Source organism: Methylocystis sp. JR02, from assembly GCF_030063565.1.
Classification (GTDB): domain Bacteria; phylum Pseudomonadota; class Alphaproteobacteria; order Rhizobiales; family Beijerinckiaceae; genus Methylocystis; species Methylocystis iwaonis.
Genome location: NZ_JASIRC010000001.1, coordinates 3,073,534 through 3,096,778, shown reverse-complemented (window position 1 = coordinate 3,096,778; position 23,245 = coordinate 3,073,534). Strand labels below are relative to the sequence as shown.

The window sequence follows — 23,245 nt, the reverse complement described above, 5'->3', positions numbered from 1 at the left end:
TAACTCTCCTTGGAATTGTTGCTGGCGGATCAGAAGCCCTGGCCGGGCTTCACGATGTCCCAGCGGATCATCATGGAATGGTCCTCATGCACGACGTTGTGGCAGTGCATGACATATTTGCCGAGGAAGTCTCGCCAGTGGCCATAGAACTTGACTTCGTCGCCCGGTCCGAGCTCGACAACGTCCTTTCGGGCGTTCAGCATGGAGCCTGGCGCGATCGGCTTTCCATTCCTTTCGATGATCTGGAATTCTTCGAAGTGTGTGTGGATCGGGTGCGACCAGTTGTTGCCGCCGTTTCGGATTGTCCAGATTTCGGCCGTGCCCTGCTCGATCGCGGCGTCGATGCGGCTCGGAACCATGAGCTTGCCGTTCACCGTCCAGAGACCGTTGTCGTAGTCGAAGACGAACAGGCGCTCGCGCTTGACGTCCTTGAGGTTGATCGGCGGCAGCTCACGGAACTCGTCGGGAATGCGGCTCGGATCGAAGGCCATGGGGCCGACGACGTCGAAGCGCATGATCAGGTCGCCTTGATCCAGCAGATGGCCCGAAAGACCAGCGCCGTCTGTTCGCATGCCGAGGCGGTTCGTCAGATAGATCTTGTCGCCGGCGTTGAACTTCGAGAAGTCGACGATGATATCGCAACGATTGGCGACCCAGAGATCGACATTGTCCGTCAGGATCGGCTGCGGCAGGAGATTGCCGTCATTCGAGATCGCGACGAAGGGGATCGCGTCCTTGCCCTGCTTGGTCAGATAGAGTTTGTAGAGACGCGACGGACCGCCATTCAAAAGACGGAAGCGGTATTTGCGTCGTTCGACCTGAAAGTAGGGCTGGATGCGCCGGTTAACCGTGAAGCGGTCACCGAGCATGCCGTGGTTGGTGTAAACTTGATTGCCGACGTAGCCGCCCAGTTCGTGCGAATCGGTGATCGGATGTGCGCCGGTGAAGTCCCATATCGGTTGGCCATCCTGGTTGAACAGCACGTCGTGCAGGATCAGCGGGACGTCGTATTTGCCGCTCGGCAGTCGATAAGCCTTAGGGTTCGGATCCCGCTCATTGCCGGAATCCCTTTCGTCGAACAGCAGATAAAAGCCCGACAAGCCCGCGTAGACGTTCGTCGCCGTGAAGTCGAGCCGGTGGTCGTGATACCAGAGCGTGCTCAGCGCCTCGCGCGGATCGTTGCCGGCATAGATATTGGGATAATGGTGATCCCAGAATTCGCCGGGGAACGTGAAGTCGGCCGGATTGCCGTCGCTCTCCGACGCCGTATGGCCGTTGTGCACGTGGATTGTGCTCGACGGCAGCGCAAATGAAATCTTGCCCGCTCCGACCGGCGGCAGATTATTGACGCGACGAACGAAGATCGGCTCGCCGTAACGGGCGTGAAAAGTCTCGCCCGGCGTCGCGCCATTGAACCCGTATGCCCATGAGCCGTTCGAATACGGACCTTCCGGATGATAGACCCACTTAAATTCCGTGAGCACCTGCTTGTAGAATTTCTTGGGAAGAAACTCGTTGTAGCGCTGATGCCGCGCCGGATCCGGCGGCGTGCCCAGGGCGCCGACAGACACTGGCTGCGCGGTCGGCATAACATATAAGGGCGCCACGAAAGGCGTCGCAGGCGGACTTGGATGCGCCTGAAAGCCCGGGACATAGCCGTCGGGAAAAAGCAGGCCGCTTTGCGGAACCGCTCGCGCGTCTTGCGCGACAATTCCCGCGCCGGCGGCGCTGAGCCCCAATTTTAATGCATCGCGTCGGTTTACCATATTCAGCCCCTCCATTGCCCCACACAGCAAAAAAGCATCATCTCAGTTTAGTCAAGTACAAAATTGTAGATCGTCTATCATGATCAGTATTTGTCGGAACTATATCGATCGCAAGCGAAGACAATAGCTATGTATTCGGACGAAAGACATTATGTCTTCGCGTCCGCTACTGCTTTTCAGACGTAAGGAACCAGCGCCCGGCGACGTTGCGTGCGGCCAGGTTACTCAGCCCGGCGCGCGATCACCGCACCCGGGAGAAATGTCAGCTTTGCGAATTCGGAGACGTGCGTCCGCGCACACCCCGCCGCGATGCGCGACGCGAATGCATTCTCTCAAATTATTATTTTTGGGTGAGTAATGCCCCTCGCCCCCCCAAAGCGGGCGCCCGATGAGGACCTGGATGCGCCTGAAAGCCCGGGACATAGCCGTCGCGAAAAAGCAGGCCGCTTTGCGGAACCGCTCGCGCTTCTTGCGCGACAATTCCCGCGCCGGCGGCGTTGAGCCCCAATTTTAATGCATCGCGTTGGTTTACCATGTTCAGCCCCTCCATTGCCGCCCGCACAGTAAAAAAAGCACGGCTGCAGCTTAGTCAAGTTCACAATTATCGATCTTCTGTCACGATCAGTATTTGTCGGAACTATATCGACCGCAAGCGAAGACAATAGCTATGTATTCGGACGAAAGACATTATGTCTTCGCGTCCGCTACTGCTTTTCAGACGTAAGGAACCAGCGCCCGGCGACACCATGTGCAACCAGGTTACCCAGCCCGCGCGCGATCACCGCACCCGGGAGAAATGTAAGCTTTGTGAAGTCGGAGACGTGCGTCCGCGCACACCCCGCCGCGATGCGCGACGCGAATGCATTCTCTCAAATGATGATTTTCGGTGAGTAATGCCCTCGATTTCCCCCTAAGGGGACGCCCCGTAATAATTATTTCTGAAATCGACAGACCTTCAACCCACCAAAGGTTGTATTTCAACCTGCGCGAGAAGGCGACGCCTTGCGCCATGATGCATGTAACTTTCGGCTCGTCCGTTGCGAATTGAACCGCGTAGTCGAGTAGCAGCGAAGCGCTTACACGCGCGTATAATCTCCACGACAGAGGAAGACGATGAAGACCAACATCCTTTCGGGCGCGACCCTCGCCGCCGCCGCCATTGCGCTCGCCGCCAGCGGCGTCGCCACGTCCAGCGCGCTCGCCAAGAAGGCGCCCGCCGAGCCCGTTCATTGCGCCGGCATCAACAACTGCAAGAGCATGGGCGCCTGCAAGACGGCAAGCAGCTCGTGCAAAGGCATGAATTCATGCAAGGGCCAGGGCTGGCTGCCGGCGAAATCCGCGAAGGCGTGTGAAGCCAAGGGCGGCACGGTTCAGACGATGTAATGGTCCTGGCGGGACCGGCGAGAAATCGCGCGCGTCCCGCCCCACAATCTCGGAATGGTCAACGACGTGACGACGCCTCGCTCGCTCGGCTTCGGGCTCGGTTTGCGGCCGATCTACTATCCCGACATTCTGGAGCGCAATCCGGCGGTCGACTGGTTCGAGATCATCTCGGAGAATTACATGGTTCCGGGCGGGCGTCCGCTCGTGATTCTCGATCGTATTCGAGCCTCGTACCCGATCGTGATGCATGGCGTCTCCATGTCTCTGGCTTCCGTCGATCAGCTCGATTTCGATTATTTGACCGCATTGAAGGCGCTCGCTACGCGGATAGAGCCCGCCTGGATTTCGGATCACCTCGCCTGGACAGGCGTCGACGGCGCGAATCTGCATGACCTGCTGCCAATTCCATTTACGTCCGAAACGCTCCGTCACGTCGCTGAGCGCATCCTGCGCGTACAGGATTTTTTGGGCCGAAGGATCCTCGTCGAGAATGCGTCCACTTACGTTTCGGTCGACGGGTCCGAGATGAGCGAGCATGAATTTTTAACCGAACTCGCCGAAAGCGCAGATTGCCTCCTGCTGCTCGACGTCAACAATGTGTTTGTCTCCTCCTTCAATCATGGCTTCGATCCGGTCCGATATATCGACACGCTTCCGGCGGATCGCGTCCAGCAGATACACCTCGCTGGTCACAGCGATTACGTCACCCACAAGGTCGATACGCACGATCACCCCGTCTGCGGAGACGTCTGGGAGCTGTACGCGCACGCCCGGAATAGATTTGGCGACGTTTCGTCGATGATCGAGCGGGACGATCAATTCCCTCCGTTCGAGGAGTTGATGCGAGAGGTGGAAAAAATGCGAGGGATCGCGGCATCGGTCGACTCGGAAAAGGTCCTCGCGTGAGTCTCCTTTCTTTCCAGAGAGCCTTTCAGGCAGCGGTTCTCCAGCCTGAAGAACCGGATGCGAGCGAGCTTGGATTCATAGCGCCGCCGCAGCGGATAGACCGCGCGGCAGCTTTCGGCGTCTACCACACCGCCTACCGCCTGCGCCTGGCGGAATTCATCGCAACAGATTTTTCCATCTTGCGTCGCCATCTCGGCGATGACCGCTTTGGTCGCCTTGTCGAAGAATACGTTTTGTCGAGGCCGTCGTCACATCGCAATGCGCGATGGTATGCGAGCGGTCTGCCGGAATTCATGCTCAGCTCGCAATCTTGGAGCGCTGATCCACGTTCTTGCGATCTCGCGCGATTTGAGCGCGCGCTCGCGGATGCTTTCGATGCGGCCGATGCGGCGGCCTCGAACTTTGAGGCGCTTCATCAGATCGACGTGGACCTCTGGCCGAATGTCGTTTTCTCGTTCCATCCCAGCCTGACCCTGCTCGACCTCGAACACGGAACCGTCTCGCTATATGAATCATTGCGAGACCAATTGGAGGCGCTCGGGACGGCCGATCGGGCCGAAAAAGATGTGGTCGCAGTTTGGCGGCGCGAATATGAGGTTTTCCATTGCGTCCTGGGCCCCGATGAACGCCTCGCCCTCAATGAGGCGATGCTAGGAAAGAAATTTTCCGACGTCTGTTCGCTCCTGTCGTTCAAATTCAACGGCGAAGACGTCAGCCACCTGATTGCGGGCTTCCTCTCCGCCTGGGTCGAAAACGGGCTGATTACAAATATCAGCGTCGAGCCGTGACGTGACGATCTCTCTCAGTGCGGCGCCGCTCGTTTGGTAACTTTCACGCATCGAGGCGCGAAGAACAGGAGTGAGACAATCTGATGCGAACGGGTCGCTGAGGCCCGTAGAGGAGGAAATAATGAACGATAATCGCACCTGCACAATGTTGATCGTTGCGGGCGCGCTCGCGACGGCGCTGTCGTCGATCGACTCGGCCAGCGCCAAGATCGAGCAGGAAAAATGCTACGGCGTGTCGTTGAAAGGAAAGAACGATTGCGCGGCGGGTCCTGGCTCCAGTTGCGCGGGATCAGCGACCAAAAATTATCAGCGCGACGCCTGGAAATATGTTCCCAAGGGAACCTGCACCTCGATTGTCACGCCCAAGGGAAAGGGCAGCCTCGACCCCATCGCCAATTGACGATTCCGACGTCGTGGAACGGGGAAAACGATGGACTCGGTGGAATCCGGCGCGTGCAGCGTCGGCGTCGGCTTCAAACCGCAGCACGCCGACGATATCGCTGATGCGCCAGGCTGCGTCGACATGTTCGAGGTTCACGCGGAAAATTATATGAGCGCCGGCGGCGCACGAATTGCTCAGCTCGAACGCATTCGGCGCGACTATCCCCTCTCCCTGCATGGTGTGGGATTGTCGCTTGGCGGGCTCGATCCCCTCGACCGCCAGCATCTTGCACGCGTGAGCCGCATCGTCGATCGATTTCAGCCGCATTTGTTTTCCGAGCATCTCGCGTGGTCGTCACATGCGGGGCGGTATTTCGCCGATTTGCTTCCCCTGCCCTATACGAGCCAAACGCTTCACCGCGTCGCGTCCAACATCGAGATGGTTCAAGACGCGTTGAAGCGGCGCATACTCCTCGAAAATCCAGCGACCTACTGCCGCTTCGAAGACTCGCCGTTCGCCGAAACGGAGTTCCTCAGGCGAATTACGGGGCTTACCGGTTGCGGCCTATTGCTCGATGTAACCAATGTCGTTGTCTGCGCGTGCAATCATTGCTTCGACCCTGACGCCTATATCGACGCCTTTCCGATGTCTGCGGTGGAGGAAATTCATCTCGCCGGATATGCGGAGTCGCCGAACGAAGACGGCGACCTGCTCCTGATCGATGCACACAACTCGGCGGTCCCGGAGCCCGTATGGCGGCTTTACGAGCGCGTGCTGGCGAAGCGCGGACCCGTTCGGACTGTGATCGAATGGGACAACGACGTCCCTGAATGGGCGACGCTCTTGAACGAAGCCCAAAGCGCCAGGACCATCCTGCAAAACGCTCGAACTCTTACTGCGCCATCGAGAGGACGCGCCTGACCATGCGTTCTTTCGACCATGCCGGGCCATTCGCGGCAGCGTTGCTCGATCCCGACGCCCGGCCTCCGCAGCCCCTCGAGGCGCCCGATGCCACGCGCCGTTTCGCGGTTTATCGCAACAACGTGTTTTCCAGCCTCATACATGCGCTGGAAGCCCAGTTCCCCGTCTGCCGCAGACTCGTAGGCGACGATTTCTTTAGAGGCATGGCGCAGGAATATATAAGGCGTTCGCCTCCGGCGTCTCCGGTGCTCTCGGAATATGGCGTCTCCTTCCCCGATTTCGTCGCGGCATTCGATCCAGCTCTCGAGTTGCCTTACCTTCCGGATGTCGCCCGGCTGGAGTTCGACATTGCGCGTTCTGGCGATGCAGAGGATGCAACGCCGATTTCAAATCAGGATCTTCTCGCCCTGTCCGGAGAGCGGATCGCCCGATCCCGGCTGCGGTTGCATCCTTCCTTGTTTCTGCGGTCATCCAGCTATCCGATTGTATCGATCTGGCTCACGAACAGCTTCGACGCCGAGGTCGAAACTTTGGACGCTTCCGTGGCGGAAGATGCGCTGATTGTTCGTCCATATCGGAACGTCGAGGTTCACCGGCTCCCCTCCGGGGGATTTCATTTCATGCGCGCCCTCGCCGAGGGCCACACGCTTGCTTCCGCGGCCCCCGTTGCGCAAGCGCGGGAGCCGCGCTTCGACCTCGCCCCTTGCGCCGGGCTGTTGATCTCGTCTGGCGCGATCGTGGCCTTGAAGCCGCTTCTCCCCGCCGCCGACAGTTGAGCCGGAGACCCCCATGAGACTGTTTCACTCGATCGCACACTATCTGGACGCGATTCCTTACTCGGTGCTCGCGCTTGTTCTGCGCTTTGTCGCCGCCCGGCCTTTCTTCATCTCGGGGCAGACAAAAATTGAAGGACCAACGATTGGCGGAGAATATTTCGGCTACGATATGACGATTCAGATTCCGACCAGCCTGCGAGACGCAACGGTCGCGTTGTTCGAGAATGATTATAAATTGCCATTTCTTCCGCCCGAGAAAGCCGCTCTGCTGACAGCGGGGCTCGAATTCATTCTGCCTCTGCTGGTGTTTCTTGGCCTTGCAACGAGAATCTCGGCGTTGGGTTTGCTTATCATGACGCTGGTCATCCAGTTTTTCGTATATCCCGACGCTTGGTGGACCGCGCATGTCTACTGGGCGACGCTGCTGCTCATTCTCGTTGCGCGCGGTCCCGGAAAAATCTCCCTCGATTTTTTGCTTTTTCGGGAACGGCGCGCCTGATCTTCCGTAACCTTTCCACGCCTTCTCACGAAACCGATTACGACGCCGCGGTCGGTATCGTGCCCCAAAAACGTCGGCCGTGCGTCGACTCTCAGGCGGTGGCGACAGGAGAGCGCTCGCTCTCGACGTCGCCTCCCTGCCTGAGAGTTCGAATGCGCTGGCGCCGTGGATGTACAAGAGGGTCATCCATGACAAATGCGGTTTGGCTGGCGCTTTTCGCGCTCGCCGCCCTCGCTCTCGAGGGGGCGTTGTCCTTGTCGCCGGCGCAAGCTCAGGCCGACATGCCGGCGCTGCAAACCAATAGTTCGCAATTCGTCGAACTCAGACCGAGGTCTGAAGCGCCCCAGCTTTCCTTGGAGAGACTCGACGGAAAGTCGATGCGACTGGACGCTTTCCGAGGAAAAGTCATTCTCATGGCCTTCTGGGCGACATGGTGCCCGCCCTGTCGAAGAGAATTACCCTCGCTGCAGCGTTTGAGGGCGCAGGCGAATCCTCGCAAGCTCGAAATCGTCCCGATCTCCGTCGACACGCAGGGAAGAAATGCCGTCGCAGGGTTTCTGCAGCGCATGGACGTGAACGAACTCCCCATTTATCTGGATAACCGGCAAAAGATCGCCGCCCGCGCAGATGCAGAAGCAAATGCGCCGTTCACCCTCTACGGGATGCCGATAACTTATGTGATAGATAAAAATGGTTCGGTCGTCGGTTACATCACGGGCGAAGTCGATTGGACGTCGCCGGAAGCCATGTCGTTCCTGACATATTTCACAGAGCAATGAACTTACGGCTTCGGGGGACAGACCGGATTGTCGCAGTGCTTCGCGTTTGGAAATAAGTCTGTCGACAGCTTTTCTTCCCGGCCAACCGAGGAAACCGCCCCCCGCGATAATGGATGACGGGGTCATGGACATTCCGAGATCGGCCGCAAGGCGCGCCTGCCCCGCAAGACATCATGGTTGCGACATCGCGCGCCGCGTCAGCAATAGTCTTTTCAAGCTTCGGATGGCGATCCATGCCTATACGCGCTCATCGTGAGGTGACATCTCGTTCGTTCATCTCAAAGACCAGCGCGAACGTAAAGGCGCAAGGACAGCGCGATCCTCGCGGTGATCGACGCTGGGTTTGGAGGGGCGGCGCCGATCAGACTTTTGGTTCGCGCAATCTCACCCGAGGTTACGCATGAGACGCCAGTAGCGCTCCCGAGACGCAATCTCTTTCGTCTTTCCGCAATTGCAACAGTAACCATCCAGCGACTTTTCCGAAATCATCTTCGTTGCGTCGCCGCTTCCACTAAAGGAAACTGGACCTATGAATATGCAATTTTTCACGCGGCTTTTCGCCGCCGCCGGCATTATGCTCGCTCTGCCCGCCCAGGCAGACGACACAAAAAGTCTCGTCGTCGCCTTGCGCGGCGCCGCAATAGGGCAGGTAAGGCCTGTGCCAAGGACGCCACAAGGCTCGACGCAAGCCAGCTGCTTCGATCTTCAACTGGTCGACGTGCGGAAGGGCGAAATCATTGGAACCGCGACCGACTGCCTGTCGGATTTCACGCCGGAGGGCAATGGGACATCGCTGACCGCCACGACCATTTTCCATTTCCGCGAGGGTACTCTGGTGTCGCGCGGCCGCACGACGGTTCAACCTGTAAGCCCTACCGCCGCTCCGTCTCCCGCGACGCACATCACAGGTTCGATCCCCGTACCGGGAAGCAATGAAGTTCTTTCTGGCGACGGCAGGTTTCGTGGAAAGGCCGCGACAGTCCGTCTCTCCGGCGCGGTCGATTTGAGCCAGCTTGCAAGCGCGAACAAGATCGCGTTCGACTGTATTTTCGTTATTGACTTTCTGTAATCCGTAGTACGAAGCGGCGGGCCGACCTGCGACGCTCGGTCCGCCGATTGCCTTTGCAATTGTTCAAGTCTCCAAAGACTGCTCGATTTTGATTGGCGCAATGCGAAACATTCTCGGCCGCTCGAAAAGGCAGCGCCAACCCAATCGCTCGGCGGCATGATAGATCGATAGTGCGCCCATTAGGCTTGAACAGGTGACGACCATCGAGACGAGGCCTACGTCGCTGATGACGCCGGTTTTCACCAGAACAGCGCGCGACAGCGCCATCGGCAGGAAGAATGCGAGATAGATTGCAATAGAGCGCCGGCCGAAGTAGCGGAACGCGCTCAAGACCTTCGCCTCCGCCAGGAGCGCAGCGACTGAAATTACGGCGAGCGCGCCGAAGAGACCTAGAAAGAACGATACTAACGGGAATTGCGAATAGCCGACAGACACGAGGAGCCCGTTCAGGACGCCCCAAACCAGGAGGCCGAAGAATCCCTGCGCCGGGCGAGACCGAACCGCCGCCGCAAAAGCAAAGATTTCTGACGAGAAGATATATCCCGTGAGGAAAAAAACGTATCGCGCCGCAAATTCGTCGATGAGTAGCACACCAGTGTGGAAATGAGCGACCTCTAAGGCGCCGGCGAGGACGTAGAGCAAGAGCGGCGGCACGCCCTTCAGCAGCTTCGTGGTCACGAAAAAGACAGACAGGATATAGACGAACCAGAGCGTCCCGAAGGGCTCGACAAAAGCTGTCAGATAATCTCGAAGGGCCGTCCAGCCGTCTGAATGGGCGATGATGGCGGGGGCTTTGAAGGCGAATTGTATCGTCAGCCAAAGAACGTAGAAATAGGCAAAATGCAGGACTTTGCGGTCGAGATATAACCGCCAGTCCCGTTCGATCGTCCTGGCAAGGAACAAGCCCGAGATCAGAAAGAAATCAGGCATCCTGAACGGCTTTGCAAACTCGACGAACGGGTGAACGAAACCCTCCGACGACAGCGCATTTTCAACTCCGAGCGTTGAATGCATCATAACGACGAGCACAATGCAAAAGCCTTTGGCGTAATCGACCCAATCCACCCGCGCGTCTTCCGCCAGTTTGGAACGTCTGAGGAAGATCGCCGCCCGAATGCTTTGATTGGGGCCGATTTCGAGCTCAGGCGCAATTGGCCCGTTATCTGCGAAATTTCCCGCAACTGAGTTCATGCGGTCCTCCAGAATTGAGCTTGCGAATTACAGCGAATTTCAGAAGTCAATTCGCGTGGCGCCCACGCAGAGGTTACGAAGGCGCTCACGAAGAAAGTGGAGGCCACCATTAATAGTAAATTCTCGATTCCATTCGAAGCACGGACAACCGCCGCTCCTTTGGCGTTGAGATCGCATCGGCAGATAGCAACAAACCAGCGGCGCTCGGACGCGCTGCGCACCCGGTGGCCTGTCGCGCACGGTGACGCTCAAGGATTGACGTTGGCCATTTCGAATGTCGCGAAAGTTGCGAAGAGAGGAGCGCCCGCGGGGCTCCCTTAAATTAAGAGCAGGATTTCGGAGGATGGGAGTGGTGCCCAGGGGCGGAATCGAACCACCGACACTGCGATTTTCAGTCGCATGCTCTACCAACTGAGCTACCTGGGCGCGCGCGCAGCGCGTGGAGGGGCTTATAGAAAGGGCTTCGCCACTTGTCCAGCGGGCGGGCGAAACTTTTCTCGCTTCTTGCCGGCCGGTCGAGCTTCGCCTAAACCCTCGGCACACACCCGAGGAGGCATTATGAGCGATATCAGGCGAATTGGCGCGGGCCCGCGCATGAGCAAGGCGGTCGTGCGCGGCAACGCCGTCTATACGGCGGGCCAGGTGGCCGAAAAGACCAAGGGCGGCTCGGTCGCCGACCAGACGCGGGAAATCCTCGGCCTGATCGACGAACTGCTCGCCGAGGCCGGCAGCGAGAAGGCCAAGATCCTCTCCGCCACCATCTATCTTTCCGACATCTCGACCTTTCCCGAGATGAACAGCGTCTGGGACATCTGGGTCGACAAGCAGAACCCGCCCGCCCGCGCGACGGTCGAGGCGAAGCTCGTGGCGCCGGAATATAAGGTCGAGATCGCCGTTATCGCGGCGAAATAGTCCCCGACAGCGGATTCTCGGGGTCCCAGGCGTAGCGCAACGTCTCGAAACGCATGGCGAGCGTGTCGATGAGGAGCAGGCGGCCGACGAGCCCCTCTCCGAAACCGACGATCTCGCGAATCACTTCGAGCGCCATCATGGAGCCGGCGACGCCCGTCAAAGCGCCGAGAATGCCGGCCTCCTCGCAGCTCGGCACGGTTCCAGGCGGCGGCGGCTCCGGGAAGAGGCAGCGATAGGTGGGGTTGGGGGCGCCGTCCGCCCCCGCCTCGAAGGGGCGCAGCGTCGTGAGCGAGGCGTCGAACCCGCCGACAGCGGCCGTGACCAGCGGCTTTTTCTCGTAAAAGCAGGCGTCCGAAACCAGATAGCGGGTGGCGAAATTGTCCGAGCCGTCCGCCACCAAATCGTAGCGCGCGATCAGGGCCCGCGCATTGTCTTCGGAGAGTCGCATCGCATGCTGCTCCACGCGAACATGCGGATTGAGGCGGGCGATGGCCTCCCGGGCGCTTTCGACCTTCAGGCGGCCGACGCCGTAAGTCTCGTGAATGATCTGGCGCTGCAGATTGGAGAGGGACACGGCGTCATTGTCCACGATGCCGATCGTGCCCACGCCGGCGGCGGCGAGATATTGCAGCAAGGGCGCGCCGAGCCCGCCCGCGCCGACAACGAGCACCCGCGCCGCCTTGAGCTTCTGCTGGCCCGGCCCGCCGATTTCGCGCAGAACAAGATGGCGGGCGTAGCGTTCGATCTCCTCCGGCGAGAGGCTCATTCTGTCTTCCTGTAACGGCGCTTGCATAACGCGCCAGCTCGGCGATGCTGCGTTCGTCGCCGATTCGCTCGGCACAGCAGGCGGTCCTTTTCATGACCATACCCTCTTCGGCGCCCGCCCTCCAACAGGCGGATTACGAGGCGATCGAATCGGCGCTCATGGCGACGGCGCGCGGCCGCTCGTTCCTCGCAGAATATGCGCGGCGCGCGCGCGGGTCGGACAACGCCCGTCTGCTGGCGGCGATCGCACGGCTGGAGGCGCGGCTCGACGCGCAAGCCGGCGCGATTGCGGGTTTGGTCGAAGAGGCCGCGGATGGCGCCTCGGGCGACGCCCCTGACGCGGAAACCGCGGTTATCGCGGCGCCTCGGCCGGAACCGATCACGACCGTCGACGACCCGCGCCTCGCGGCGCTGTCACGGCTGGACGGTCTGCCCCTTGTCGACCGCCTTGCGCTGTTCTCCTGAATTCTTCAGGGCTGCGAGGCCAACCGGCCCCAGCGACGCTGCGCCACGCGCATAGGCGATATTGTCGAGAAATTCGCGGGCGCAATTTTCCCAGGTGAAGGCGCGCGCATAAGCGTAAGCGGCCTCGCGCGGGATTTCGAGCGCCGCAAGCGCCGCCGAGCGAAGATCGTCGTCCAATACGCCGACACTGCTGCCGCCCACGACGTCGAGCGGACCCATCACCGGATAAGCCGCCACTGGCAGGCCACAGGCGAGCGCCTCTAAGAGCACAATCCCGAAGGTGTCAGTGCGGCTCGGGAAGACGAAGACGTCGGAGGAGGCGTAAAGCGCCGCAAGCTCGGAAGGCGTCTTGAAGCCGAGGAAACGCGCGTCAGGGAATCGGGCCTCCAGCGCGGCGCGGTCGGGGCCGTCGCCGGCGATGAGCTTCGTTCCCGGCAGGTCGAGCGCGAGGAAGGCCTCGACGTTCTTCTCCACGGCCAGACGCCCAGCATAGAGAAAAATCGGCCTAGGGAAATCGAGCGGGATTTTGGCTTTCGGGTTGAAAATCGAATGGTCGACGCCGCGCGACCAGCGCAGCAGGCGGCGAAATCCGCGCGCGTCGAGCTCGCGCGCAAGGCTCGGCGTCGCGACCATTACGCCGGCGCCGGCGTTATGGAAGCGGCGCAGCGCCGCATAGGCCAAGCCTACCGGCAGGCCGGTGCGCGCATGGATATATTCCGGAAAGCGCGTGTGGAAGCTCGTCGTGAAGACGCGCTTGTCCCGCAGGCAGACCGCGCGCGCCGCAAGGCCGATAGGGCCTTCGGTCGCGATATGGATGTGGTCGTAGCCTTGGGCCAACCGGCGGCGCACGGCGCGAGGCGTCGCCAGCGCGAGCGAGATCTCGCGATAGGTCGGCATGGGAAAGGAATTGAAGTCGCGGGGCGTCAGGAAGTCGATCTCGGCGCCGAGAGGCTCCGCCGCCTGGGCGATTGATTCCAGAGACCGCACGACGCCGTTGACTTGCGGGCGCCACGCATCCGTCGCAACAAGTATCCGCATCTTACGCAGCCGCCGCCTTCGGCGCAGGCAGCGCCTTCACAGGCTGATTGGCCGACGCGGCCGCGCGCTCGGCCGCCGTCGTGCGCCAGCGCAGGATTTCGAAACTGCCGTCCTCATGCTCGGCGATGGCCGTGCAGCTCTCGACGAAATCGCCGGTGTTCACATAAAGCATGCCGTTGATCGTCTTGATCGTCGCATGATGGATATGGCCGCAAACGACGCCATCGACGCCGCGGCGTTCGGCCTCGGCGGCGAGGGTCTCCTCGAAGTCGCCGATGAAATTGACCGCTTCTTTGACCTTCAATTTCGCCCAGGCGGAGAAGGACCAATAGCCGACGCCGAACAAGCGGCGGGCGCGGTTAAGGACCGTATTGGCCGCGATGGCGGCGTCATAGGCCCAATCGCCGAGCAAAGCGAGCCAGCGGGCGTTGCGCACGACGATATCGAACTCGTCGCCATGGATGATCAGCATTTTCTTGCCGGTAGCGGTCTCGTGGATCGCATGATGCACGACCTCGACGCCGCCGAAGGTCAGGCCGGTATAGTCGCGCGCGAATTCGTCGTGATTGCCGGGAACGTAGATGACCCGCGCGCCCTTGCGCACCCGGCGCAGCAGCTTCTGCACCACGTCATTGTGCGCCTGCGGCCAATGCCAGCCTTTGCGCAGCTTCCAGCCGTCCACAATGTCGCCGACGAGATAGATCGTCTCGGCGTCATTGTGCTTGAGGAAATCCAGCAGCAGATGCGCCTGTGAGGCCTTGGCGCCGAGATGCAGGTCGGAAAGGAAGAGGGTGCGGTAGCGCTTGGGCTCGGGCTCGACCGCCAGATTGGCGCGGAAGTTCGCAAGATTCTGTTCGGGCATGAGCGTGTTCGCCTCCCCGCCATCGGATTAGTCTTGCGTCATTCAACAGATTCAGGTCACAGCGAGATGACAGCGGGGTGGGCGTCCCCGTCATTGCGAGCGCAGCGAAGCAATCCAGGAGCCGCGGTGGCCGCCCTGGATTGCTTCGTCGCTACGCTCCTCGCAATGACGGCGGGATCAGCTCAGACCCCCGCCTCGGCCTCCTGCGGCGTCACCCGCAGCGCGGTCACGCGATTTCTGATCCGGCGCATCACCTCGAAGCGGAAGCCGTGGAAGGTGAAGACCTGGCCCGCCTCGGGGATCGCGCCAGCCTCGTGAATCACAAGGCCGGCGATGGTCGTCGCCTCCTCGTCCGGCAGGCTCCAGGCCATGACGCGGTTCAAATCGCGCACCGGCACTGCGCCGTCGACCAGCACCGAACCGTCCGGCTGCGGCCGAACGCCCTGCACGGCGAGATCGTGCTCGTCGCGAATATCGCCGACGATCTCCTCCAGAATGTCTTCGAGCGTGACGAGGCCCATCACCTCGCCATATTCGTCGACGACCAGCGCGAAATGCGTCTTGCGCTTGAGGAAGGCCTCGAGCTGATCTTCGAGCGTCGTCGCCTCCGGCACGAACCAGGGGGCGAACATCACTTCGTCGACGTCGATCTTCGAGGCGTCGCCGCCGGCGGCGTCCAGCGCCCGCAGCAGATCCTTCGAATGCAGCACGCCGACGAAATTATCCGGCCGCTCCCGCCACAGCGGCAGGCGCGTAAATGGCGACGACAGCACCTCGCGCACGATCTGGACGGGCGGAAGGTCGGCGTCGATGGTGCGCATTTTGGTGCGGTGGATCATCACATCGGCGACATGCAGCACCTGCAAATCGAGCACGCCGCCGAACATGTCGCGCGCCGAGCGCTCGACCTCGCCCTCTTCATGCAGAATATCGACCGCGCCCTTGAGCTCCTCATAGGGCGAGATCACCGTGCGGCCGTGGCCGATCTCGACGCCCACGAGACCCAGGACGGAACGCACGATCCATTCCACCGCCGCGAGCAAAGGCCCGAAGATGGAAACGAAAGGCGTGATGAAGCGGGCGACGCGCAGCGACATGGCGTCGGGGTGATTGATCGCAAGCGTTTTCGGCAGGACCTCTGCGAACACCAGAAGCAAAACCGTCATGAGGATCGTCGCATAGACCGCGCCGTTCTCTCCGGCGACCGCCGTCAGCACGCTCGTGGTGAAGGCCGAGCCGCCAATATTCACCAGAGTGCTGCCGAGCAGCAGCGCCGCGATCATGCGGTTGCGCTGGCGCAGCAGGCGGTTGACGGTTCCGGCGCGCTTGTCGCCCTCCTTTTCGAGCGTATGCATGCGGGCGTGCGAGGCCGCCGTCAGCGCCGTCTCGGAGCCGGAGAAGAAAGCCGACAGCAGAACGCAGGCGATGACGACGAGCACGTCCGTCCACGCGAAAGACCCGCCGCCCCCGGTGTCGAGCCCATGCATGACCGTTACCGCGCCAGTTCGTCGTTGAGAAAGCCAAGAACCTCGGTCGGCTCGACCGATTTCGCGATGAAAGCCTCGCCGATGGCGCGCAGCAGGATGAAGGTCAGCGCGCCGGCTTCGACCTTCTTATCCTGATACATGGCGCTGACGATGGCGTGAACGTCGGCGTTCCAGCCGGGGATCTGCCGAATTTCTGTCGGCAGTCCGACGCTCGCGAGGTGCCGCGCAATGCGGTCGGCGTCTTCCCGCGAGCAGAGGCCGAGGCGCGCGGAAAAGCGCGCGGCGCAGGCCATGCCGATGGCGACGCCCTCGCCATGGACGAGCCGCTCGCTGTCGTAGCCCGTGAGAAGCTCGAAGGCGTGACCGAAAGTGTGGCCGAGATTGAGCAGGGCGCGGTCGCCTTGCTCCGTTTCGTCCCGCGCGACGATCATCGCCTTGGTCTCGCAGCTCACCGCCACGGCGCAAATCTGCTCGGCGCGGCTGTGGAACACCGCCTCGACGTCGGCCTCCAGCCATTCGAAGAAGCGCTTATCGCCGATGAGGCCATATTTCACCACCTCGGCGTAGCCCGCTCGGAACTCGCGCAGCGAGAGGGTGCGCAGAACATCGACGTCGGCCAGCACCAGCAAGGGCTGGTGGAAGGCGCCGAGGAGATTCTTGCCGAAGGAGGAGTTGATCCCGGTCTTGCCGCCAACCGAGGAATCGACCTGCGACAGCAGCGTCGTCGGGATTTGCACGAAGCGCGAGCCGCGGCGCACGCTCGCTGCCACATAACCAGCGAGATCGCCCACGACGCCGCCGCCGAAGGCGACGATCAGGTCGCGGCGCTCGATCTTGGCTTCTAACACCTCGTCGCAGACGCGCCCGAAGGTCGTGAGCGACTTAGAGCCTTCGCCAGGCTTCACGACGATCGTCGAATAGCGGATGCCCGCCTTTTTCAGGCTTTCTTCGAGCGTGGCCAGATGCAGCCGGGCGACATTCTCGTCGGTGACGATGGCGCAGGCCGCCCCCGGCGCGACGCGATTGATATGCTCGCCCGCCTCTTCGAGGAGGTTGGAGCCGATGAGAATGTCATAGGAGCGCCCGCCCAGCGCGACATGCACGGTCTCTCGATGCGCTGCGCCCTGCTCGGTCTGCGGACGGTCCAAATGCAGATGGGTCATGGCCTTGGTAAAATCCTTCTTCTGCGCGGCGCGGGCGGCGGCGACGCGCGGCAGGTTGGTCAAAAGGGCGTCGAGCGTCTCCTCCACCATAACGTCCTGCGGCTCGTCGCGCGATTGAACGCGGATGTCGGCGAGCTCATAGACCGGCCGGCGTTTTTCGAGGAGCTGGCGCAGCGTTTCTTCGGGGTCGTCAGTGTGGAGCAGCGGGCGGTCGTTCTTGCGGCGCACGCGCTTCATCAGCGTCTTGAGATCGGCGTCGAGCCAGACGGAAACCGCGCGCTCGCCGATACGCTCGCGCGTGCGCGGGTCCATGAAGGCGCCGCCGCCGGTGGCCAGCACCATGGGCCCTGCGTTGAGGAGACGCATGATCACCCGGCGCTCGCCGTCGCGAAAATAGCGCTCGCCATATTTGGCGAAGATCTCGGGGATGGTCATGCCGGCGGCGGCCGTGACGATCTCGGCGTCGGCGTCCACGAAGGGCAATCCCAGGCGCGCCGCGAGGCGTTGGCCGATCGCACTCTTGCCCGAGCCCATCATGCCAACGAAGACGAGGGCCCGGCCGGCAAGCCCGGCCCGGATGGCGGCAATGCGCTCGTCTCCGGCGCAGGGCGTGGGCGCCGGCGCCGCGCCGAAGGTTTCCGTTCGTGTCATGGCCGGCAATCTATACCGAGCAAAGCGGAAATTCAGCCGGGGAATTTCAGGCCCAAGCAGCCGCGTGGGCCAGAAAAGCGGTCATGAAGGACGGAAGGCGCGGATCGACGTGACGCCCCGGCGCCAGCATATGCGCGTCGCTGAGCTCGGGCTTGGCCTCTCCCGCAATATGCGCGCGCACCTGTTCTCTTATCGCCGAGGCCGGCGCCGGCCAGTCGAGCCGCTTGAGGCAGGCGATGCGCTGGCCATCGAAAATTACGCTCCAGCCCGGCGCCGCGGCGCCGTCACTGGCGTGAAGCCCCGTCTCTTCGAGCAGCTCGCGCACGAGACTTCCCTCCAGATCAACCACGCCGCCCTCGATGACATCGGAGGGGTCCGGCGTGCCGCCGGGAAAATAGCGGTAGCCGGCGACGGAATGGCCGGGGCCCATCTCGCCCAGGAGATAGCAACCGTCGCTGGAGCGCACGGCCGGCATGGCGAAACAATTGAAAACGCGCGTATCTTGCCAGCCCAACTCGCGCCAGCCGAGGAAATGTGAAAAGCGTGTCTCGAAGGCGTCGAGCTTGAGAGTCCGATGGCCGCCTTCCTCGACGACCTCGGCGCGGCAGGCGAGCAGCACGGGCCCGTCATAGAGGGTCGGATTGCGCGCGACCCGCTCGGCCCAATGCCGGTCCATCTCCTCGGCCGCTTCCTCGGCGTAAGCCCAGCGATGCGCGACGAGACGGCAATCGAGCCTGTCGACCTCGACAATTTGCGGCGCGTCGCTCAAAGGAACAGCCTCCCCTGCCCGACGCGCACCACCTGGCCGCCAATGGAGATCCGCGTCAGCTCTCGGTTCTCGACCCCCATGCGCAAGGTGATGCGCGACGGGCGGCCCATTGCGTGCCCCTGCTCGATGAAGAGCTGATGCTCGCCGTCGGCGGGACGTTCGAACTCCAACGCCACTCCGGCGAAGGCCGCGGCGGCGGCGCCGGTTGCAGGATCTTCGTCTATGCCGACCCCATTGGCGAACATTCGGGCGTTGATGGCGCAGGCCGTATCGACTGTCTCTCTTGTGTAAAGATAGGCGCCGACGGCCGCGCCCAGCGCCCCCGAAAAAGAATCCGTCCGACGCGCCCGATCGAGAACCTCGCGCGAGCGCAGAGGAACGAAGACGAAGGCCGGGCCGGCCGCGTAAACGACCGGGACATGCGCGCCAAAGCCGATGTCCTCGACCGAAAGCAACAAGGCCGTGGCGAGCGTTGCGGCGGACGGCGCGTCGTCGTAGCGCAGCGGCGTGAAGGGCGGCGTGACTTCCACATAGGTCGCTTTGCCGAAGCCCCGCAACGCCTCGCAGCGCAGCACGCCGATCTGGGCCTCCAGCGCCACCACGATCCCATGCCGGGAGAGAAGCTCGCCCGCCCGCTGCTCCGCCAAAAGAGCGGCCGCGCCAATGGTCGGGTGGCCGGCGAAGGGCAGCTCGCGCTTGGGCGTGAAAATGCGGATGCGGGCGCTGTTCGTCGGGTCTCGCGGCTCCGAGAGGAACACCGTCTCGCTGAGATTGAACTCGCGGGCGACGTCCTGCATCTCGGCGTCCCGCAACGGCGCGTCGAGCTCCACGACCGCAAGCGGATTGCCCGCGAAGCGGCGGTCGGTGAATACGTCGAGGAGGTGATAGGAGAGGCTTCTCGTCACGTCTCTCTCGAACTAGCCCTGCATCTGAAGGAGCGCGACATTATCGCGGAACTCCACGAGCTCGACGATCATCCCGTCTTCGAAGCGTACGAAATTCGCAAGGTCGACAACGCCGCGCCGGCCCGTGCCGCGGTGGCGCCACTCCACGGAGCGGCGAACGGCGAGCGCCCCGCCATCGACGATCATCTCCGGCGCCGCGCCGCCTACCTGCTCGAATTCCATGCCCACAGTCCGGATGATATTGGTGAGAGCGTCGATCCCGCGGTGGCGGCCCGCATAGAATATCTTCGAGCGATCGCCGACAAATTCGCAGACGACATCCGGCGAGCAATATTGCCGGAAGAGCGCGACGTCCGGGCCCTGGCGGGAAAAGCTTCCGACGTCCGTCATCCGCTGGACCATCTCGTCACGGGCGAGACCGGGCTCCGGCGCGCGCATCAGCTTTTCCAGACTTCCCGGCGGATCGACCGCGCGCGAGGCCGCGTGATGATCGATGAACTCGTGCATCCGCACGATCTTGTCCTTCCGCCAGCGCAGGAAATAAGCCATGTCCATGGCGTAGACTCGGCCGGTCGCACGGCGTCGCCAATTGGCGACGCAATGGAGCGCAGCGGCGGCGCCCTCAACGAGCACCGACCGAACCTCTGCGTCGAGCGGCTCATATTCGATGTCGGTGCGTCTTAAATTCTCGCGCAAGGCGTCGCGGCCGCGCCACTGGCCGGTTGGAAAATAGCCGACAGTTGCGCCGTTGTGGCTGATTTCCACATCGTCGGCGAAATAGTCGAGGACGCCCGGCGCGTCGCCGGCCATGCGGCGTTTCAAGAGGTCGTGGACGCGCCTGCGCGTCTCATTGTCGGCGTCCTGGTTCGAACGCCAGTCCCACCCGTGCATTTGAGCCTGCGCCTCGAGGGCTCCATTCGCCCCGCGCCAAGCCGTCTGCCCCTCAGGCGGCTTGGCTTGTTTCTGATTAATTATGCAGGCGAGGCTGCTTTGTCGACACGCTTACGCCCGTAAGCGGCGCCAGCGAAGCCCAAATAGCAGTCAGTCCTGCATGCGTATGAGCGTGCCGGTGTCTCTAAACTCGATAAATTCGACGACTAACCCATCCTCGAATCTGACAAAATCGGCCAGCTCCGAACATCCGGCCCGACCGGTGCCACGGTGACGCCAAGCCACCTGCCGGCGTCCCGCGACTCTGGCCTCATCCGCAATCATTTCCGGCACGACAAGCGGCCATTGTTCGAAATCGACGCGGATCGCCTGGATAATGCCGAGCATCGTCTCGATCCCTTTATGACGGCCCGCATAGGGAATGCGCAGTCGATCCCCCATGAATTCGCAGACGATATCCGGGGAGCACCATTCGCGCAGAAGGTCGAGATCGGGCCCGTCGGCTTCGAAACTGACGAGGCGGCGCGCCCGCTGTTCCATATCCTCGCGGCTCAAACCGGAGGGCAAAGGCGTCAAGAGGCTTTCGAAATTCGGCTGAATCGGCGTCGCGGACAGCGCGGGGCTATGGGCGTCGAAGAACTCATGCATCTCGACGACGCGGCCGCCAGGGCCCCAGCGCAGGAAATGGGCGGCGTCTATTGTGTAGATCTTGCTGGTGGCGTGGCGCCGCCAATCGCCCCGCCAGCGGACCGCGGCGCGATCGCCGTCGACCATAATGTCGAGGATCTCATGCTCGAGCGGAAAATAATCCTCGTCCGTGCGGCGGAAAAGCTGGCGCAGCGCCGGGGCCCCGTTCCAAACGTCGGGCCCGACAATTCCCTCTCGCCATGCGTTGCAATAGACAACGACCCGAGGGTCGAGATAGGCGGCAAAGCGCGCGTAATCGCGGCGCATGCGCAGCTCGAGCATTTCGGAGATGAGGCGACGCATTTCCGCGGCGGTCAGCCCAACCGTGCGGTTGCCCCCACTCTGCATGCCTCCTGCCCCCGTCGCGAGAAACCGGCGCGGGAGCCCCTTCCCGCACCGGCCTTATTTTGCCTTAGTTTCGCTCTTTGTCGACCAGCTTGTTCTTGCCGATCCAAGGCATCATGGCGCGAAGACGCGCGCCAACTTCCTCGATCGGATGCGCGGCGTTGCGCGCGCGCGTCGCCTTGAACGACGTCTGGCTGACCTTGTTCTCGAGCATCCAGTCGCGGGTGAACTTACCCGACTGAATATCCTCGAGAACGCGCTTCATCTCGGCCTTGGTGTCCTTGGTGACGATACGCGGGCCGGTGACATATTCGCCATACTCGGCCGTGTTGGAGACCGAGTAATTCATATTGGCGATGCCGCCCTCATAGATGAGGTCGACGATGAGCTTCACCTCGTGCAGGCACTCGAAATAGGCCATCTCGGGGGCGTAGCCCGCCTCGACCAGCGTCTCGAAGCCATTGCGAATCAGCTCCACGAGGCCGCCGCAGAGCACGACCTGCTCGCCGAACAGATCGGTCTCGCATTCCTCGCGGAAGGTCGTCTCGATGATGCCGGCCTTGCCGCCGCCGATCGCAGACGCATAGGAGAGCGCAATGTCCTTGGCGTTGCCCGAGGCGTCCTGATGGACCGCGACGAGGCAGGGCACGCCGCCGCCCTTGAGATATTCGCCGCGCACCGTGTGGCCGGGGCCCTTGGGGGCGACCATCAGCACGTCGAGGTCCTTGCGCGGCTCGATGAGGTTGAAGTGGATGTTGAGGCCGTGGGCGAAGAAGAGCGCCGCGCCCTGCTTGAGGTTCGGGGCCAGCTCATTGGCGTAAATCTCGCCCTGCAGCTCGTCGGGCGTGAGCATCATGACGACGTCGGCCCATTTGGCGGCCTCCGGCACGCTCATGACCTTGAGGCCGGCGCCTTCCGCTTTGGCGGCGGAGGCGGAGCCCGGACGCAGGCCGACGGCGACTTCCGGAACGCCGCTTTCCTTCAGGTTCAACGCATGGGCAAAACCCTGGCTGCCATAGCCGATGATGGCGACCTTCTTGCCCTTGATCAGATTGATGTCGGCGTCCCGATCATAGTAAACGCGCATTTCCTGTCGTTCCCTTGGGTGTCTGTTGTTTTGGCGGATGACGGGACCGCCCATAACGTCATCGAATGTCGCGCCCCTTCTACGCGGGGCGGCCGTCAAGGTCAAAATTTGCGCCGCAACCTCGTCCGCGACGCCTAGATCTGTTCCGGTCCGCGCGAAATGGCGGCGACGCCGGTGCGCGAGACCTCGACCAGACCGATCGGGCGCATGAGATCGACAAATTCGTCGATCTTCTCGGGCCGTCCCGTCAGTTCGAAGATGAAGCTCTCGGTCGTCGCGTCGACCACCCGGGCGCGGAACGCCTCGGCAAGCTGCAGCGCGTCGTTGCGATTGTCGCCGCGCCCACGCACCTTGACCATGGCCAGCTCGCGCTCGAGCGCCCGCTTCGAGAGCGTGAGATCCGTCACCTGCCGCACGGGGACGATGCGCTCCAGTTGATGATGAATCTGCTCGATCGTCTCGGGGGCGCCGGAGGTGACGATGGTGATGCGCGAGCGGTGCTCGGCATGGGCCACCTCGGCGACGGTAAGGCTCTCGATATTATAGCCGCGCCCCGAAAACAGGCCGACGACGCGGGCGAGCACGCCCGGCTCATTGTCGACGAGCACGGAAAGCGTGTGCGACTCGATCTTGGAGTTCGGCGTCGCCGCGGAATAGGGGGACGGCGGGGAAGCTGGAGCGTTCATGGGTGTCGGCCTGTTCAGCAACCACCGTCATTGCGAAGCAGAAGGCTGCGCGCAATGACAGCGCAAATTATT

24 protein-coding genes and 1 tRNA gene are annotated in these 23,245 nt (G+C 62.0%); 11 read left to right on the top strand and 14 right to left on the bottom strand.

What is annotated here, in order from left to right; all coding sequences use genetic code 11:
• Positions 1 to 29: 29 nt before the first annotated feature.
• Complete coding sequence (locus tag QNA11_RS14815; RefSeq protein WP_283483628.1) at positions 30 to 1,766, bottom strand: multicopper oxidase family protein; 1,737 nt, start codon at positions 1,764 to 1,766, stop codon at positions 30 to 32.
• Positions 1,767 to 2,879: 1,113 nt separating this feature from the next.
• On the opposite strand from QNA11_RS14815, the gene bufA2 reads away from it, so the two are divergent.
• The 9 genes from bufA2 (at position 2,880) to QNA11_RS14770 (ending at position 9,269) form a co-directional block, all read left to right on the top strand.
• Complete coding sequence (gene bufA2, locus QNA11_RS14810) at positions 2,880 to 3,149, top strand: BufA2 family periplasmic bufferin-type metallophore (RefSeq protein WP_281929654.1); 270 nt, start codon at positions 2,880 to 2,882, stop codon at positions 3,147 to 3,149.
• A gap of 66 nt (positions 3,150 to 3,215) precedes the next feature.
• A complete protein-coding gene (gene bufB / locus QNA11_RS14805) occupies positions 3,216 to 4,055 on the top strand; it encodes an MNIO family bufferin maturase (protein WP_283483627.1) in 840 nt (279 codons plus the stop codon).
• Positions 4,052 to 4,843: an HvfC/BufC family peptide modification chaperone gene (locus tag QNA11_RS14800; RefSeq protein ID WP_283483626.1), complete on the top strand. Its 792-nt coding sequence runs from the start codon at positions 4,052 to 4,054 to the stop codon at positions 4,841 to 4,843. The genes bufB (QNA11_RS14805) and QNA11_RS14800 overlap by 4 nt, the downstream gene beginning before the upstream one ends.
• A 121-nt stretch (positions 4,844 to 4,964) precedes the next feature.
• Complete coding sequence (locus QNA11_RS14795; protein ID WP_283483625.1) at positions 4,965 to 5,243, top strand: BufA1 family periplasmic bufferin-type metallophore; 279 nt, start codon at positions 4,965 to 4,967, stop codon at positions 5,241 to 5,243.
• A gap of 30 nt (positions 5,244 to 5,273) precedes the next feature.
• Positions 5,274 to 6,146 (top strand): MNIO family bufferin maturase, encoded by an 873-nt coding sequence (gene bufB, locus QNA11_RS14790; RefSeq protein WP_283483624.1) that lies wholly within the window; start codon positions 5,274 to 5,276, stop codon positions 6,144 to 6,146.
• A 2-nt stretch (positions 6,147 to 6,148) separates the two neighbouring features.
• Complete coding sequence (locus tag QNA11_RS14785; RefSeq protein WP_283483623.1) at positions 6,149 to 6,922, top strand: HvfC/BufC family peptide modification chaperone; 774 nt, start codon at positions 6,149 to 6,151, stop codon at positions 6,920 to 6,922.
• Between the two features lie 13 nt (positions 6,923 to 6,935).
• Positions 6,936 to 7,421 carry a DoxX family protein gene (locus tag QNA11_RS14780; RefSeq protein WP_283483622.1) on the top strand — a complete coding sequence of 162 codons (486 nt, stop codon included), beginning with the start codon at positions 6,936 to 6,938 and terminating at the stop codon, positions 7,419 to 7,421.
• A gap of 254 nt (positions 7,422 to 7,675) precedes the next feature.
• Positions 7,676 to 8,200 carry a TlpA disulfide reductase family protein gene (locus QNA11_RS14775; RefSeq protein ID WP_283483621.1) on the top strand — a complete coding sequence of 175 codons (525 nt, stop codon included), beginning with the start codon at positions 7,676 to 7,678 and terminating at the stop codon, positions 8,198 to 8,200.
• Between the two features lie 529 nt (positions 8,201 to 8,729).
• Positions 8,730 to 9,269: a hypothetical protein gene (locus QNA11_RS14770; protein ID WP_283483620.1), complete on the top strand. Its 540-nt coding sequence runs from the start codon at positions 8,730 to 8,732 to the stop codon at positions 9,267 to 9,269.
• A gap of 63 nt (positions 9,270 to 9,332) precedes the next feature.
• Here the strand turns inward: QNA11_RS14770 and QNA11_RS14765 are convergent, their stop codons facing one another.
• A complete protein-coding gene (locus tag QNA11_RS14765) occupies positions 9,333 to 10,460 on the bottom strand; it encodes an acyltransferase family protein (protein WP_283483619.1) in 1,128 nt (375 codons plus the stop codon).
• A 350-nt stretch (positions 10,461 to 10,810) separates the two neighbouring features.
• Positions 10,811 to 10,886, bottom strand: a tRNA-Phe gene (locus QNA11_RS14760).
• A gap of 132 nt (positions 10,887 to 11,018) precedes the next feature.
• On the opposite strand from QNA11_RS14760, the gene QNA11_RS14755 reads away from it, so the two are divergent.
• Positions 11,019 to 11,372, top strand: coding sequence for a RidA family protein (locus tag QNA11_RS14755; protein ID WP_283483618.1), 354 nt, complete (start codon positions 11,019 to 11,021; stop codon positions 11,370 to 11,372).
• On the opposite strand, the gene QNA11_RS14750 is transcribed toward QNA11_RS14755, so the two are convergent.
• Complete coding sequence (locus QNA11_RS14750) at positions 11,356 to 12,138, bottom strand: HesA/MoeB/ThiF family protein (RefSeq protein ID WP_283483617.1); 783 nt, start codon at positions 12,136 to 12,138, stop codon at positions 11,356 to 11,358. The two genes, QNA11_RS14755 and QNA11_RS14750, sit on opposite strands and share 17 nt — an antisense overlap.
• A gap of 92 nt (positions 12,139 to 12,230) precedes the next feature.
• On the opposite strand from QNA11_RS14750, the gene QNA11_RS14745 reads away from it, so the two are divergent.
• Positions 12,231 to 12,602 carry a hypothetical protein gene (locus QNA11_RS14745; RefSeq protein ID WP_283483616.1) on the top strand — a complete coding sequence of 124 codons (372 nt, stop codon included), beginning with the start codon at positions 12,231 to 12,233 and terminating at the stop codon, positions 12,600 to 12,602.
• Here the strand turns inward: QNA11_RS14745 and QNA11_RS14740 are convergent.
• From QNA11_RS14740 to ilvN, 10 genes are all read right to left on the bottom strand, one after another.
• Positions 12,552 to 13,640, bottom strand: a complete 1,089-nt coding sequence (locus QNA11_RS14740; RefSeq protein WP_283483615.1) for a glycosyltransferase family 4 protein — start codon at positions 13,638 to 13,640, stop codon at positions 12,552 to 12,554. The genes QNA11_RS14745 and QNA11_RS14740 overlap by 51 nt on opposite strands.
• A gap of 1 nt (position 13,641) precedes the next feature.
• Positions 13,642 to 14,502, bottom strand: coding sequence for a UDP-2,3-diacylglucosamine diphosphatase (locus QNA11_RS14735; protein ID WP_283483614.1), 861 nt, complete (start codon positions 14,500 to 14,502; stop codon positions 13,642 to 13,644).
• A 182-nt stretch (positions 14,503 to 14,684) separates the two neighbouring features.
• On the bottom strand, positions 14,685 to 15,989 hold the full coding sequence (locus QNA11_RS14730; RefSeq protein WP_283483613.1) for an HlyC/CorC family transporter: 1,305 nt from the start codon (positions 15,987 to 15,989) through the stop codon (positions 14,685 to 14,687).
• 5 nt (positions 15,990 to 15,994) lie between these two features.
• Entirely contained in the window at positions 15,995 to 17,803 is a 1,809-nt protein-coding gene (gene aroB / locus QNA11_RS14725) for a 3-dehydroquinate synthase (protein WP_283483612.1), read from the bottom strand.
• 46 nt (positions 17,804 to 17,849) lie between these two features.
• Positions 17,850 to 18,572, bottom strand: a complete 723-nt coding sequence (locus tag QNA11_RS14720) for an NUDIX hydrolase (protein WP_283483611.1) — start codon at positions 18,570 to 18,572, stop codon at positions 17,850 to 17,852.
• Complete coding sequence (locus QNA11_RS14715; RefSeq protein WP_283483610.1) at positions 18,569 to 19,477, bottom strand: PhzF family phenazine biosynthesis protein; 909 nt, start codon at positions 19,475 to 19,477, stop codon at positions 18,569 to 18,571. The genes QNA11_RS14720 and QNA11_RS14715 overlap by 4 nt, the downstream gene beginning before the upstream one ends.
• 12 nt (positions 19,478 to 19,489) lie before the next feature.
• Positions 19,490 to 20,368, bottom strand: coding sequence for a nuclear transport factor 2 family protein (locus tag QNA11_RS14710; protein WP_283483609.1), 879 nt, complete (start codon positions 20,366 to 20,368; stop codon positions 19,490 to 19,492).
• 150 nt (positions 20,369 to 20,518) lie between these two features.
• Positions 20,519 to 21,403 (bottom strand): nuclear transport factor 2 family protein, encoded by an 885-nt coding sequence (locus QNA11_RS14705; protein WP_202071004.1) that lies wholly within the window; start codon positions 21,401 to 21,403, stop codon positions 20,519 to 20,521.
• Positions 21,404 to 21,467: 64 nt separating this feature from the next.
• Positions 21,468 to 22,541, bottom strand: a complete 1,074-nt coding sequence (ilvC, locus tag QNA11_RS14700) for a ketol-acid reductoisomerase (RefSeq protein WP_283483608.1) — start codon at positions 22,539 to 22,541, stop codon at positions 21,468 to 21,470.
• Between the two features lie 80 nt (positions 22,542 to 22,621).
• Positions 22,622 to 23,173: an acetolactate synthase small subunit gene (ilvN, locus tag QNA11_RS14695; protein WP_283483607.1), complete on the bottom strand. Its 552-nt coding sequence runs from the start codon at positions 23,171 to 23,173 to the stop codon at positions 22,622 to 22,624.
• Between the last annotated feature and the right edge of the window lie 72 nt (positions 23,174 to 23,245).

Bases quoted from the DNA above. Each gene is read 5' to 3' on its own strand.
- QNA11_RS14745 (WP_283483616.1), top strand. From the start codon at position 12,231: ATGACCATACCCTCTTCGGCGCCCGCCCTCCAACAGGCGGATTACGAG.
- QNA11_RS14770 (WP_283483620.1), top strand. From the start codon at position 8,730: ATGAATATGCAATTTTTCACGCGGCTTTTCGCCGCCGCCGGCATTATG.
- QNA11_RS14785 (WP_283483623.1), top strand. From the start codon at position 6,149: ATGCGTTCTTTCGACCATGCCGGGCCATTCGCGGCAGCGTTGCTCGAT.
- QNA11_RS14815 (WP_283483628.1), bottom strand. From the start codon at position 1,766: ATGGTAAACCGACGCGATGCATTAAAATTGGGGCTCAGCGCCGCCGGC.
- QNA11_RS14735 (WP_283483614.1), bottom strand. From the start codon at position 14,502: ATGCCCGAACAGAATCTTGCGAACTTCCGCGCCAATCTGGCGGTCGAG.
- QNA11_RS14795 (WP_283483625.1), top strand. From the start codon at position 4,965: ATGAACGATAATCGCACCTGCACAATGTTGATCGTTGCGGGCGCGCTC.
- QNA11_RS14750 (WP_283483617.1), bottom strand. From the start codon at position 12,138: ATGAGCCTCTCGCCGGAGGAGATCGAACGCTACGCCCGCCATCTTGTT.
- bufB (WP_283483624.1), top strand. From the start codon at position 5,274: ATGGACTCGGTGGAATCCGGCGCGTGCAGCGTCGGCGTCGGCTTCAAA.
- aroB (WP_283483612.1), bottom strand. From the start codon at position 17,803: ATGACACGAACGGAAACCTTCGGCGCGGCGCCGGCGCCCACGCCCTGC.
- bufA2 (WP_281929654.1), top strand. From the start codon at position 2,880: ATGAAGACCAACATCCTTTCGGGCGCGACCCTCGCCGCCGCCGCCATT.
- QNA11_RS14730 (WP_283483613.1), bottom strand. From the start codon at position 15,989: ATGCATGGGCTCGACACCGGGGGCGGCGGGTCTTTCGCGTGGACGGAC.
- QNA11_RS14705 (WP_202071004.1), bottom strand. From the start codon at position 21,403: ATGCAGAGTGGGGGCAACCGCACGGTTGGGCTGACCGCCGCGGAAATG.
- QNA11_RS14710 (WP_283483609.1), bottom strand. From the start codon at position 20,368: ATGCACGGGTGGGACTGGCGTTCGAACCAGGACGCCGACAATGAGACG.
- QNA11_RS14740 (WP_283483615.1), bottom strand. From the start codon at position 13,640: ATGCGGATACTTGTTGCGACGGATGCGTGGCGCCCGCAAGTCAACGGC.
- QNA11_RS14780 (WP_283483622.1), top strand. From the start codon at position 6,936: ATGAGACTGTTTCACTCGATCGCACACTATCTGGACGCGATTCCTTAC.
- QNA11_RS14755 (WP_283483618.1), top strand. From the start codon at position 11,019: ATGAGCGATATCAGGCGAATTGGCGCGGGCCCGCGCATGAGCAAGGCG.
- ilvC (WP_283483608.1), bottom strand. From the start codon at position 22,541: ATGGGCGGTCCCGTCATCCGCCAAAACAACAGACACCCAAGGGAACGA.
- ilvN (WP_283483607.1), bottom strand. From the start codon at position 23,173: ATGAACGCTCCAGCTTCCCCGCCGTCCCCCTATTCCGCGGCGACGCCG.
- QNA11_RS14765 (WP_283483619.1), bottom strand. From the start codon at position 10,460: ATGAACTCAGTTGCGGGAAATTTCGCAGATAACGGGCCAATTGCGCCT.